The organism is Kitasatospora sp. NPDC004669 (genome assembly GCF_040609455.1).
Lineage (GTDB): Bacteria > Actinomycetota > Actinomycetes > Streptomycetales > Streptomycetaceae > Kitasatospora.
This window is the reverse complement of record NZ_JBEXKB010000013.1, coordinates 167743-179766: the sequence shown is the minus strand read 5'-3', so window position 1 is coordinate 179766 and position 12024 is coordinate 167743. Positions and strand designations below refer to the sequence as shown.

10 protein-coding genes and 2 rRNA genes are annotated in these 12024 nt (G+C 69.9%); 10 read left to right on the top strand and 2 right to left on the bottom strand.

The genetic code is table 11. The features are described 5' to 3' along the window. The 10 genes from ABZW30_RS14420 to pstB form a co-directional block, all read left to right on the top strand. Nucleotides 1-93 (top strand): 23S ribosomal RNA (locus tag ABZW30_RS14420); the annotation flags it as partial. Between the two features lie 71 nt (nucleotides 94-164). Then, nucleotides 165-281: ribosomal RNA gene (rrf, locus tag ABZW30_RS14415) — 5S ribosomal RNA — on the top strand. A gap of 72 nt (nucleotides 282-353) precedes the next feature. Further along, nucleotides 354-1316: a mycothiol synthase gene (gene mshD / locus ABZW30_RS14410; RefSeq protein WP_355671395.1), complete on the top strand. Its 963-nt coding sequence runs from the start codon at nucleotides 354-356 to the stop codon at nucleotides 1314-1316. A 359-nt stretch (nucleotides 1317-1675) separates the two neighbouring features. Continuing rightward, nucleotides 1676-3853 (top strand): RNA degradosome polyphosphate kinase, encoded by a 2178-nt coding sequence (locus ABZW30_RS14405; RefSeq protein WP_355671411.1) that lies wholly within the window; start codon nucleotides 1676-1678, stop codon nucleotides 3851-3853. A 121-nt stretch (nucleotides 3854-3974) separates the two neighbouring features. Then, nucleotides 3975-5063 (top strand): CHAD domain-containing protein, encoded by a 1089-nt coding sequence (locus tag ABZW30_RS14400; RefSeq protein ID WP_355671394.1) that lies wholly within the window; start codon nucleotides 3975-3977, stop codon nucleotides 5061-5063. Between the two features lie 112 nt (nucleotides 5064-5175). Then, nucleotides 5176-5631, top strand: a complete 456-nt coding sequence (locus tag ABZW30_RS14395) for an NUDIX hydrolase (protein WP_355671410.1) — start codon at nucleotides 5176-5178, stop codon at nucleotides 5629-5631. A 227-nt stretch (nucleotides 5632-5858) separates the two neighbouring features. Further along, complete coding sequence (pstS, locus tag ABZW30_RS14390; RefSeq protein WP_355671393.1) at nucleotides 5859-6992, top strand: phosphate ABC transporter substrate-binding protein PstS; 1134 nt, start codon at nucleotides 5859-5861, stop codon at nucleotides 6990-6992. Nucleotides 6993-7142: 150 nt separating this feature from the next. After that, on the top strand, nucleotides 7143-8120 hold the full coding sequence (gene pstC / locus ABZW30_RS14385; protein WP_355671392.1) for a phosphate ABC transporter permease subunit PstC: 978 nt from the start codon (nucleotides 7143-7145) through the stop codon (nucleotides 8118-8120). Further along, nucleotides 8117-9190: a phosphate ABC transporter permease PstA gene (gene pstA, locus ABZW30_RS14380; protein ID WP_355671391.1), complete on the top strand. Its 1074-nt coding sequence runs from the start codon at nucleotides 8117-8119 to the stop codon at nucleotides 9188-9190. Before pstC ends, pstA begins: the two co-directional genes overlap by 4 nt. A gap of 43 nt (nucleotides 9191-9233) precedes the next feature. Then, nucleotides 9234-10010 (top strand): phosphate ABC transporter ATP-binding protein PstB, encoded by a 777-nt coding sequence (pstB, locus tag ABZW30_RS14375; protein WP_355671390.1) that lies wholly within the window; start codon nucleotides 9234-9236, stop codon nucleotides 10008-10010. Nucleotides 10011-10157: 147 nt separating this feature from the next. Here the strand turns inward: pstB and ABZW30_RS14370 are convergent, their stop codons facing one another. Together ABZW30_RS14370 and ABZW30_RS14365 are read right to left on the bottom strand one after the other, a co-directional pair. After that, nucleotides 10158-11153 (bottom strand): inorganic phosphate transporter, encoded by a 996-nt coding sequence (locus ABZW30_RS14370; RefSeq protein ID WP_355671389.1) that lies wholly within the window; start codon nucleotides 11151-11153, stop codon nucleotides 10158-10160. A gap of 5 nt (nucleotides 11154-11158) precedes the next feature. Beyond that, nucleotides 11159-11779, bottom strand: a complete 621-nt coding sequence (locus ABZW30_RS14365) for a DUF47 family protein (RefSeq protein ID WP_030059626.1) — start codon at nucleotides 11777-11779, stop codon at nucleotides 11159-11161. Between the last annotated feature and the right edge of the window lie 245 nt (nucleotides 11780-12024).

Sequence of the window (12024 nt, the reverse complement as noted above, 5' to 3'; positions counted from 1 at the left end):
GGCTCCCAGTAGACGACTGGGTTGATAGGCCGGATATGGAAGCCCTGTGAGGGGTGGAGTTGACCGGTACTAATAGGCCGAGGGCTTGTCCTCAGTTGCTCGCGTCCACTGTGTTGTTCTGAAACAACGACCGCCCTGCCGGCGGGTCGACAGTTTCATAGTGTTTCGGTGGTCATAGCGTGAGGGAAACGCCCGGTTACATTCCGAACCCGGAAGCTAAGCCTCACAGCGCCGATGGTACTGCAGGGGGGACCCTGTGGGAGAGTAGGACGCCGCCGAACAATTCTTCAGAAAAGCCCCTGATCCATTCGGATCGGGGGCTTTTCGCATTTCCGTTGACGTATCGTCAGTGCATGGACGATCAGACAGCGGTCATTGCGGACAACGTGCTCCGTCCCGAGCAGCGCGACGGCGCCCTGCGTGTTCTGGCGGAGGCCCAGGCGGTCGACGGCCGGGCCGCCGTGTCCGAGCAGGGCCGGCTCCGGCTGCGTAACGCCGAGACGCCCCGCCCGGGCATCACCCACCTCATCCGGAGTGAAGGCGAAGCCGTCGTCGGCTACGGCCAGCTCGAAGTCCCCGAGAGCCCGACCGCCAACCCCGCCGCCGAGCTGGTCATCGACCCGGCGGTCCGTGGCCGCGGTCTGGCCCGCCCGCTGGTGGACGCCGTGCTCGCGGAAGCCCACCGGGCGGGCCGCGACGCGGTGGACTTCTGGGTGCACGGCGGCCATCCGGCGGCCCGGCACCTGGCCGAGGCGTACGGTGCCGAGCTGGTCCGCGAGCTGCGGCAGATGCGCCGAACCGGTCCGCAGACCGAGGCCGTCGCCGTCCCCGAGGGCATCGAGCTCCGCACCTTCCGTCCGGGCGAGGACGATGCCGAGTGGCTGCGGCTGAACGCCCTGGCCTTCTCCCACCACCCCGAGCAGGGTTCCTGGACCGAGCAGCACCTGGCCGAGCGCCTCGCCGAGCCCTGGTTCGACCCGGCCGGCTTCTTCCTGGCCACCCGTGACGGCAAGGTGGTCGGCTTCCACTGGACCAAGGTGCACCCGGCCACCGCCACCGAGCCGGAGCTCGGTGAGGTGTACGTGGTCGGGGTGGATCCGGCCGAGCAGGGCAGTGGACTCGGCCGTGCGCTGACCGCGGCCGGGCTGCGTCACCTGACCGGCTCCGGGGCCGGCGAGCGTGGACTGGAGACGGTCCTTCTCTACGTCGACGCCGACAATCCGGCCGCCGTCCGGGTATATGAACGACTGGGATTCACCGTTCACGAGGTGGACCTCATGTACCGAGCCCAGTACCAGGCGAACCGGTCGGCCTGACCCTCCCCGTTCGGCCGGACCGTCCAGGACGGGCGTTCCGGCCGTACCGGAGGAACAATCCGGCCGCCCCGAGCGGTCGGGCGAAGGGTGGAAAACGGCACCGCCCCTTGCTCCGACCGACTCAGCTTTCCTCCTGGCCATGCGGTGTTTACCGTGGATTCAATTGCTGCCGCGAAGATCACAGGATGAAGTCCGTAGTGTCTCGCTCGTGCAGAGTCGACCGCCATGCGTCGGTCGGTCCTGTACGGACCGCGCCCGGTGGGTGGGCGCTGTCCCCGGGGGTGACCCGGAGCGAGGACGACGGCCCGCAGAGCCATTCGCGTCCGGACGCCGTCCTGCTGCTGGAGGAGCTGGAGCCCATGAGCATCCCCCGCCCTGTCTCTGCCCCGCCGTCGCCGACGGCCCGGATGTCCAGTGCACTGGGGATCCCGCCGGAGTTGCCGACCACGGACGAGCAGGAGTTCGAAGCCTTGCCGCAGGGCCGCTTCCTGGACCGCGAGCGGAGCTGGCTCGCGTTCAACGAGCGAGTCCTGGAACTCGCCGAGGACTCGGGGATCCCGCTCCTCGAACGGGCGAAGTTCCTGGCGATCTTCGCGAGCAACCTGGACGAGTTCTTCATGGTCCGGGTCGCCGGGCTGAAGCGCCGGATCGCCACCGGTGTCGCCCAGCGCAGCGCCTCCGGCCTCCAGCCGCGTGAGGTGCTGGACCTGATCTGGACCCGCTCGCGCGAGCTGATGGCCCGGCACGCCGCCGCCTTCCAGCAGGAGGTACTGCCGGACCTCGCCGCCGAGGGCATCGAGGTGGTCCGCTGGCCCGAGCTGGCGGAGAAGGAGCAGGCCCGGCTGCACACCCTGTTCCGGCAGAAGATCTTCCCGGTGCTGACCCCGCTGGCCGTCGACCCGGCGCACCCCTTCCCGTACATATCGGGGCTCTCGCTCAACCTGGCCGTGGTCGTCCGCAACCCGGTGTCCGGGCACAAGCACTTCGCGCGCGTCAAGGTGCCCCAGTCGCTGGCTCGCTTCCTGGAGGCCTCGCCCCAGCGGTACGTCCCGCTGGAGGACGTCATGGGCGCGCACCTGGAGGAGCTCTTCCCGGGGATGGAGGTGCTGGCGCACCACGCCTTCCGCGTCACCCGCAACGAGGACCTGGAGGTGGAGGAGGACGACACCGAGAACATCCTCAAGGCCCTGGAGAAGGAGCTGATGCGGCGGCGCTTCGGCCCGCCGGTCCGGCTGGAGGTCGAGGAGTCGATCGACCCGTACATCCTGGACCTGCTGGTGCGGGAGCTGAACATCACCGAGGCGGAGGTCTTCCCGCTGCCCGGGCCGCTGGACCTGACCGGCCTGTTCGGGATCGCCGAGCTGGACCGCCCGGAGCTGAAGTACCCGAAGTTCGTCGCCGGTACGGCCCGCGGGCTGACCGACGTCGAGTCGGCCTCCCAGCCGGACATCTTCGCCGCGATGCGCGAGCGCGACGTCCTGCTGCACCACCCGTACGACAGCTTCTCCACCTCGGTGCAGGCCTTCCTGGAGCAGGCCGCCGCCGACCCGGACGTGCTGGCGATCAAGCAGACCCTGTACCGCACCTCGGGCGACTCGCCGATCGTGGACGCGCTGATCGACGCGGCCGAGTCCGGCAAGCAGGTGCTGGTCCTGGTCGAGATCAAGGCACGCTTCGACGAGCAGGCCAACATCAAGTGGGCCCGCAAGCTGGAGGAGGCCGGCTGCCACGTGGTCTACGGCCTGGTCGGGCTGAAGACCCACTGCAAGCTGTCGCTGGTGGTCCGGCAGGAGGGCGACACCCTGCGCCGCTACTCGCACGTGGGCACCGGCAACTACCACCCGAAGACGGCCCGGCTGTACGAGGACCTCGGCCTGCTCACCTCCGACCCGCAGGTCGGCGCGGACCTCTCGGACCTGTTCAACCGGCTGTCCGGCTACTCGCGCCGCGAGTCCTACCGCCGCCTGCTGACCGCCCCGCGCGGCCTGCGCGACGGGCTGGTCTCGCGGATCCACAACGAGATCGCCCACCACGGGGCGGGCCGGCCCGCGTACGTGAAGATCAAGGTCAACTCGATCGTCGACGAGGCCGTGATCGACGCGCTGTACCGGGCCTCGCAGGCCGGGGTGCCCGTGGACGTCTGGGTGCGCGGCATCTGCGCGATCCGGCCGGGCGTGCCCGGGCTGAGCGAGAACATCCGGGTCCGCAGCATACTGGGCCGCTTCCTGGAACACTCCCGGGTCTTCGTGTTCGGCAACAACGGCGATCCCGAGGTCTGGATCGGCAGCGCCGACATGATGCACCGCAACCTGGACCGCCGGATCGAGGCGCTGATGCGGATCACCGATCCGGCGCACCGGGCCGAGCTGTCCGGGCTGATCGACCTCGGGGTGTCGGACGAGACCGAGTCCTGGCACCTGGGGCCGGACGGCGCGTGGACCCGCCACTCGCAGGACGCCGAGGGCCGGCCGCTGCGGCACGTCCAGGACCTGCTCATCGATTCGCGCCAGCGCCGCCGGGCCGCCACCTCGCGCTGACGCGTCCACTGATGCGAGCCGCCGGAGCAGTCCGGGCCTCAGGGCCCCGAGGGGAACCTGCTCCGGCGGTCGGCCACCAGCCCCGGGGGACGGCCCCGGGGGAACGGGGATCTACCACGCCATGACCGATGCGCCGATGACGGCCCAGGCGGCCTCCACCGCGACCGCCGGGGACATCCTTTCCCGCCAGCTCACCGCCCAGGCCGGAGCGTTCCTGCGCGCCCTGCCGCTCGCGGTGGGCGAGGTCGGCGCCAGACCGGGTTCGGCCGCGGTCGTCCCGGCGGCCGGTACCGCCGACCTGCTGCGGGCCGTCCGGCGGATAGGCGGGTTGCTGCACACCTTCGGCGCCGTCTTCGAGCAGACCTGGGCGCAGGAGTCGCGCACCGAGCTGCGCTGGCTGCTCAACCTGTTGGCGCTGGAGCCCGGTTACGTCCGCCGCTCGGCCCGGCTGCTGGGCGCGCTGGACTCGCTGAGCGGCAGCGACCCGGAGGGGACGGGCATGCTGGCCGGGCACTCGGGCGCGCCCAAGGCGCGGGCGCTGCTGGACCGGCAGCTGACCCTGGCCCGGACCCGGGCGCACTCCACGGTGCTCCAGGAGCTCCGCTCGGCCCGGCTGCACGCGCTGGCGGACCGGATGACCCTGCTGGTCGGCGAGGCGCCGCTGCTGGAGGCAGCCGGCGGCCGGGCCTCGGCGGTACTGCTGCCGCAGGCGGCGGCCGCGTTCACCGCGATGTCCGTGAGCGCCCAGCAGCTGCCGTTGCAGCGGGCCGCGACGCCGTACGGCGGGGACGGGCTGCGCCGGTTGGGCGCGGTGCCGGCGGCCCGCGGCGCGGCGGACGCGGACACGGCGCTGGCGGCCGACGACGCGCCCTGGTCCCGGCTGAGGATCCTGGTGAAGCGGGCCCGGTACGCGCTGGAGGTGTGCGGCCGCCCGTCCTCCGAACTGGACGAGCTGGACGCGGTGCTGGGCCGGCACCAGGAGGCGGCGGACGCCGCGGTGACCGCCGCGACCGCAGCGCGCACCCCGCGGATCACCCCCGCGACCGCGTACGTGCTGGGCGTGGTGCATGCTGATCAGCGACTGGAGGTGGAGGCGGCGCGGTACGCCTTCGGCCGCCGGTGGCCCGACCTCCCGCCCGGCCTGGACGGCTGGCTGGAGATCCCCCCCGCCGAGGGCTGGGGGCATTCCCCCGCACCACGGACGGCATGAATTGCGTGATCGCCTGAGCATTGGGCAGGCCCGCCTGAGCACCGGGCAGAGCCTGAGCACCGGGCAGGCAGAGGACACCCCCACCACCGGGGCGGGCCGCGCCCCGGTGGTCATGGCGGCGGGCGCGGTGCTGTGGGTGCCGGGCCGGCCGAAGCCGAGCGGCAAGCTGGGGCGGCCGCGGATCGCGGTGATCCACCGTCCGAAGTACGACGACTGGAGCCTGCCGAAGGGCAAGCTCGACCCGGGCGAGGGGGTGGTCGGGGCGGCGCTGCGCGAGGTGTGGGAGGAGACCGGCTTCCGCTGCCTGCTCGGTCCGGAGCTGCCCACCCAGCACTACCTGGCGCAGGGCCGTCCGAAGGAGGTCCGGTACTGGGCGGCCGTGCCGACCAGCGGTGCCTTCCGTCCGAACCGCGAGGTGGACCGGCTGGAGTGGCTGCCGGCCGGGAAGGCCCGGGCCCGGCTGACGCACGACCGCGACCGGTTGCTGATCGACGCCCTGCTGGTGATGCTGGGGGCGAGGCCGGTGCGTCCGGCCGGGCCGCCGCCGGTGAAGGAACGGTGGAAGTGATCTACCCGCGTCCTCGCCGTGATGCAACCGTTACTACGTGACGTAGTTTCCTGTCATCCGTTCGAGGTTCACCCCCCGTTCACTTGCGACCGGCTGTCGTGTCACTTACCCGCCCTAACTTCGGGACCACCGGAGGGCCGAACGGGCCCCGGACCACAGCAAAACCCGCGCTCGGCCGTGTCCGCACGGCCCGCGCGTCGGGCAATGCCACAGAAAGGGACACCCCTGTGAAGCTCCAGCGGAACGGCCGCTCCAAGGCCCTCGCCATCGGTGCCATGGCGCTCGTCAGCTCGCTGTCGCTCGCCGCCTGCGGTTCGGACGACAACAGCACCAACAAGGCGTCCGGTGGCTCCAGTGGCTCTGCCGCTGCCTCGTCGATCAACTGTGGCAAGTCCGGTTCGCTGATCTCCGCCGGTTCGACCGCTCAGGGTGCGGCGATGGACGTCTGGAAGACGACCTTCAACGCCTCCTGCTCCGGCACCACGATCAACTACCAGGGTGGCGGCTCCGGCGCCGGTATCCAGCAGTTCAACCAGGGCAAGATCCAGTTCGCCGGTTCCGACTCGGCCCTCAAGCCGGCCGAGGTCGACTCCTCCAAGGCGGTCTGCTCCGGTGGCCAGGGCATAGACCTGCCGATGGTCGGCGGTCTGATCTCGCTGGTCTACAACGTCGACGGCGTGGACAACCTGGTCCTGGACGGCCCGACCGCCGCCAAGATCTTCGACTCGCAGATCACCAAGTGGAACGACCCGGCGATCGCCGCCCTGAACCCGGGCGCCAAGCTGCCGGACGCCGAGATCCAGACCTTCCACCGCTCGGACGACTCCGGCACCACCGAGAACCTCACCAAGTACTTCGCCGCCGCCGGCAACGGTGCCTGGTCCTACCCGGCCGCCAAGGCCTGGGCGGGCAAGGGCGGCCAGTCGGCCAACGGCAGCGCCGGTGTCGCGGCCCAGGTCAAGCAGGTCAAGAACTCGATCAGCTACGCCGAGCTCGCCTACGCCCAGACCAACAACCTGAAGAGCGCCGCGATCAACACCGGCGCCTCCAAGCCGGTCGCGGCCACCGCCGAGAACGCCGCCAACACCTTCGCCAAGGCGCAGGTCGCCGGTGCCGGCAGCGACCTCGCGCTGAAGCTCGACTACGCGACCAAGGAGGACGGCTCCTACCCGCTGGTCCTGGTCACCTACGAGATCGTCTGCGACAAGGGCAACAAGGCCGACACCCTCGACACCCTGAAGTCCTTCCTGACCTACACCGCCAGCGACGCGGGCCAGAAGGCCGTCGGCGAGAAGGGCTACGTCCCGCTGCCGAAGACCCTGACCGACAAGGTCAACGGCGTCATCACCACCCTGGCCTGACCCGCAGGTACCACCGGTGGGACGGCCCCGTGAGCGAGGGGGGCCGGGGCCGTCCCACCGGAACGCACCAACCCAGCACCAACGTCCGGGGCACCGCCGCCATGGTGCCGACCCCCTTCCGGGGCGGCGCCACCAGACCGGAGTAGACCAATGACTTCATCCTCCCCTGCCGCCCCGCGAGGCAGGGAACGCCGACAGCGCGACAGCCGCGTCGGCGACAAGATCTTCATGAACCTCGCCCGTGGTTCGGGCATCCTGTTGCTGGTCATCATGGCCGCCATCGCCGCGTTCCTGACCTGGCGCTCGGTCCTGGCACTCACCAACAACCAGGGCAACTTCCTCACCACCTTCGAGTGGACGCCGGACGCCCCGAAGCCGGTCTTCGGCATCGCCGTCCTGGCCGTCGGCACCATCGTCAGCGCCGTCATCGCGATGGCGATCGCCGTCCCGGTGGCCATCGGGATCGCGCTGTTCATCTCGCACTACGCGCCGCGCCGGATCGCCCAGCCGTTCGCCTACCTGGTCGATCTGCTCGCCGCCGTCCCCAGCATCGTCTACGGCCTCTGGGGCGCGCTGTTCCTGGTCCCGCACATGGACGGCCTGACCAGCTGGCTGAACCAGTACCTGGGCTGGACGTACATCTTCGACCAGACCAAGACCGGTACCCCGCGCAACCTGTTCACCGTCGGCATCCTGCTGGCGATCATGGTCCTGCCGATCATCACCGCGGTCTCCCGCGAGGTGTTCCGCCAGGTGCCGCGGATGCACGAGGAGGCGGCGCTCGCGCTCGGCGCGACCCGCTGGGAGATGATCCGCACCGCGGTGCTGCCGTTCGGCCGCCCCGGCATCATCTCGGCCTCGATGCTCGGCCTCGGCCGCGCGCTCGGCGAGACCATCGCGGTCGCGGTGGTGCTCTCCGCCAACAGCGTCCTGTCGCTGCACGTCCTGGACGCGGGCGGCGGCACCTTCGCGCAGAACATCGCGCTGAAGTTCGCGGAGGCCGGCGACAACGGCCGTAACGCGCTGATGGCCTCCGGCCTCGTCCTGTTCGTGATCACCCTGTTGGTGAACGGTGCCGCGCGACTGATCATCGCCCGCCGCAAGGAGTACTCGGGGGCCAACGCATGACCGCCGCCACGACCGTCCCGTCGGACACCCGGCCGGTCGGCCGGACGCTGACCGCCAACCGGCTGCCCAAGTGGACGCCGCCCGTCGTCGCCGTCGGCTCGATCGCGGTCGGCTGCGGAATCGGCGCCGTCGGCGGGTTGAAGAGCCACCTGCAGTGGGGGCTGATCTCGGCCCTGCTGTTCGTCGTGGCCAGCTACCTGGTCTCGGCCCAGGTCGAGGGCCGCCGCCAGGCCAAGGACCGGCTCGCCACCTCGGTGGTCTGGGTCGCCTTCATCCTGGCCGTCGTCCCGCTGGTCGCCCTGACCGTCTACACGGTCCAGCAGGGCATCGGCGTGGTGAACGGGAACTTCCTGAGCCACTCGATGAAGGGCGTGATCCAGTCCGGCCCCGGCGGCGGCATCTACCACGCGCTGGTCGGCACCCTGCAGCAGGTCGGCCTGGCCACCGCGATGGCCGCCCCGGTGGGTCTGCTGACCGCCGTCTATCTGGTCGAGTACGGCCGCGGCACGCTCGCCAAGGCCGTCACCTTCTTCGTCGACGTCATGACGGGCATCCCGTCCATCGTCGCCGGTCTGTTCATCCTCTCGCTCTGGAACCTCGCGCTCGGCTTCAGCTACTCCGGCTTCTCGGGCAGCCTCGCACTGGCGATCCTGATGATCCCGGTCGTGGTCCGGTCCACCGAGGAGATGCTCAAGCTCGTCCCGAACGAGCTGCGCGAGGCCTCGTACGCACTCGGCGTGCCGAAGTGGAAGACCATCCTGCGGATCGTCCTCCCCACCGCGATCGGCGGCATCACCACCGGCGTGATGCTCGCGGTCGCCCGCATCACGGGCGAGACCGCCCCGGTGATGATGCTGGTGTTCGGCGCCGACGCCATCAACACCAACCCGTTCGACGGACCGCAGCAGTCCCTGCCGATGTACATCTGGCAGCAGTACTCGATGGTCAACAACGACTACGGCTACGCCCGTGCCTGGGGTGCCGCGCTGGTGCTGATCGCCTTCGTGATGGGGCTGAACCTCATCGCCCGGGGCATCGCACGCTGGCGCTCGCCCAAGGGCGGACACTGAGCGACCGACTGACGTACGAAGACAGACGAGAGAAGCAACGATCATGGCCAAGCGCATCGACGTCAGCGGACTGTCGGCCTACTACGGCACCACCAAGGCCATCGAGGACATCTCGATGAGCATCGAACCCCGCTCGGTGACCGCCTTCATCGGCCCGTCCGGCTGCGGCAAGTCCACCTTCCTGCGCACCCTCAACCGGATGCACGAGGTGATCCCGGGCGCCCGGGTCGAGGGCAAGGTCCTCCTGGACGACGAGAACCTGTACGCCTCCAACGTCGACCCGGTCGCCGTGCGCCGCTCGGTCGGCATGGTCTTCCAGCGTCCGAACCCGTTCCCGACCATGTCGATCTACGACAACGTGGTCGCCGGGCTCAAGCTCGCGGGCGTGAAGAAGAAGGCCGTCCTGGACGAGGTGGTGGAGCGCTCGCTGAAGGGCGCCAACCTCTGGAAGGAGGTCCACAACCGGCTGAACAAGCCGGGCGCCGGCCTCTCCGGCGGTCAGCAGCAGCGCTTGTGCATCGCCCGCGCCATCGCGGTCGAGCCGCAGGTCCTGCTGATGGACGAGCCCTGCTCCGCGCTCGACCCGATCTCCACCCTCGCCATCGAGGACCTGATCGGCGAGCTGAAGTCGCAGTTCACCATCGTCATCGTGACCCACAACATGCAGCAGGCGGCCCGCGTCAGCGACCGCACCGCCTTCTTCAACCTGGCCGGCGTGGGCCAGCCGGGCAAGCTGATCGAGCTGGACGACACCCAGCGGATCTTCTCCAACCCGTCGGTCCAGGCGACCGAGGACTACATCTCCGGCCGCTTCGGCTAAGCCGGACCCCAGCTGTCCCGCGGTGCTGCATGGCGGTGCCGCCGCGGGACATGAAGAAGGGCCCGCCCCCGAGATGTGGGGGCGGGCCCTGCTGTGTCGTCCGTCCGTTCGCCGCCGGCCCGCGGCGGCGAACGGGCCGTCCGGGCCTCAGCCCCAGAACAGGTGGACGAACCAGTACATCAGCGCTGCGACGATGGCGGCCGCCGGCATCGTGATGAACCAGCCGAGCACGATGTTCTTCGCGACGCCCCAGCGCACCGCGCGGATCCGCTTGGTGGCCCCCACACCCATGATCGCCGCGGTGATGACGTGGGTGGTGGAGATCGGCGCCTTGAAGACGAACGACGTGATGTACATGATCACCGAGGAGGTGGCCTCGGCCGCGAAGCCCTGCGGCGGGTCCAGCTCGATGATCTTGCGGCCGAGCGTCCGCATGATCCGCCAGCCGCCCGCGTAGGTGCCCAGCGAGAGCATGGTCGCGCAGGAGATCTTCACCCAGACCGGGATGTCGCCGGTGGTCTGGTGGCCGGAGATGGTGAGCGCCATCACCACGATGCCCATGGTCTTCTGCGCGTCCTGCAGACCGTGCGCCAGCGCCATCGCGGCGGCCGAGGCGGTCTGGGCGACCCGGAAGTTGCGCTTGGCGCGGTGCGGGTTGGCCCGGCGGAAGATCCACAGGATCGCCAGCATCGCCAGGAAGCCGCCGATCAGGCCGACCACCGGCGAGACGATCATCGGAATGACGATCTTGTCGAGGACCCCGCTCCAGATCACCCCGACGCCGCCGGCCAGTGCCGCGCCCACCATGCCGCCGAACAGCGCGTGCGAGGAGGAGGACGGCAGGCCGAAGTACCAGGTGATCAGGTTCCAGGCGATCGCGCCGACCAGGGCGGCGAACAGGATCGCCATCCCCTGGTTGCCGGAGGGCGTCTCGATGATCCCCTTCGAGACGGTGTGCGCCACCCCGCTGCCCAGGAAGGCACCGGCCAGGTTCATCACCGCGGCCATCGCGAGCGCGGCCCTGGGGGTGAGCGCCCGGGTGGAGACCGACGTGGCGATCGCGTTGGCCGAGTCGTGGAAGCCGTTGGTGTAGGTGAAGAAGAACGCAACGCCGATGACGGCGATGAGTGCTGCCATGTCCACGGGGGTCAGGACTCCTTGACCGCGATGGTCTCCACCGTGTTGGCGACGTGCTCGAACGCGTCCGCCGCCTCCTCAAGGACGTCCACGACCTGCTTGAGCTTCAGCACCTCGATGGCGTCGTACTGGCCGGAGAACAGGTGGGCGAGCAGCTTGCGGTGGATCTGGTCGGCCTGGTTCTCCAGCCGGTTGACCTCGATCCAGTACTCGGTGAGGTTCGACATGCTGCGCAGGTTCGGCATCGCCTCGGCGGTCAGCTCGGCGGCCCGGGCCAGCACCTCGATCTGCTGCTCGATCCCCTTCGGCAGCGTCTGGATGTCATAGAGGACGACCAGGTCGACGGCCTCCTCCATGAAGTCCATGATGTCGTCCAGCGACGAGGCGAGGCTGTAGATGTCCTCGCGGTCGAAGGGCGTGATGAAGGAGGAGTTCAGCTGGTGGAAGACGGCATGGGTGGTGTCGTCCCCGGCGTGCTCGGCGGCGCGCATGCGCTCGACGATCTCCGCGCGGGCCGACACGTCTGATCCCAGCAGTTCCAGCAGGAGCTTCGATCCGACGACGAGGTTCTCCGCGGCGGCGGCGAACATGTCGTAGAAGCTCGTCTCCTTCGGGGTCAGGCTAAAACGCACGGAAATCTCCGATGTGCGGGGTAGGGACTGAACGATGCTAGGTGCAACCAAGCGCAATCGCGCAAACGGGTGGCAAGGAGGGAGGCGGATCCTCCCCTTCCGTTCGGCTGCCGCGCCGGTCGCCCCGGACCGCACAGCCACGTGCGGACATCAGCCACAGTCTGACGGAACCTCGACCGGATTGTCCCGGTCGTGCGCGCGCGGGACCGGGCGCCGCTCAGACGGGTGAACCGCGCGGGGCCCCC

What these genes read in the sequence shown, in the direction of transcription:
- ABZW30_RS14395 (WP_355671410.1), top strand. Translation starts at nt 5,176, where the DNA reads ATGGCGGCGGGCGCGGTGCTGTGGGTGCCGGGCCGGCCGAAGCCGAGC.
- pstA (WP_355671391.1), top strand. Translation starts at nt 8,117, where the DNA reads ATGACCGCCGCCACGACCGTCCCGTCGGACACCCGGCCGGTCGGCCGG.
- mshD (WP_355671395.1), top strand. Translation starts at nt 354, where the DNA reads ATGGACGATCAGACAGCGGTCATTGCGGACAACGTGCTCCGTCCCGAG.
- ABZW30_RS14400 (WP_355671394.1), top strand. Translation starts at nt 3,975, where the DNA reads ATGACCGATGCGCCGATGACGGCCCAGGCGGCCTCCACCGCGACCGCC.
- pstC (WP_355671392.1), top strand. Translation starts at nt 7,143, where the DNA reads ATGACTTCATCCTCCCCTGCCGCCCCGCGAGGCAGGGAACGCCGACAG.
- pstB (WP_355671390.1), top strand. Translation starts at nt 9,234, where the DNA reads ATGGCCAAGCGCATCGACGTCAGCGGACTGTCGGCCTACTACGGCACC.
- ABZW30_RS14405 (WP_355671411.1), top strand. Translation starts at nt 1,676, where the DNA reads ATGAGCATCCCCCGCCCTGTCTCTGCCCCGCCGTCGCCGACGGCCCGG.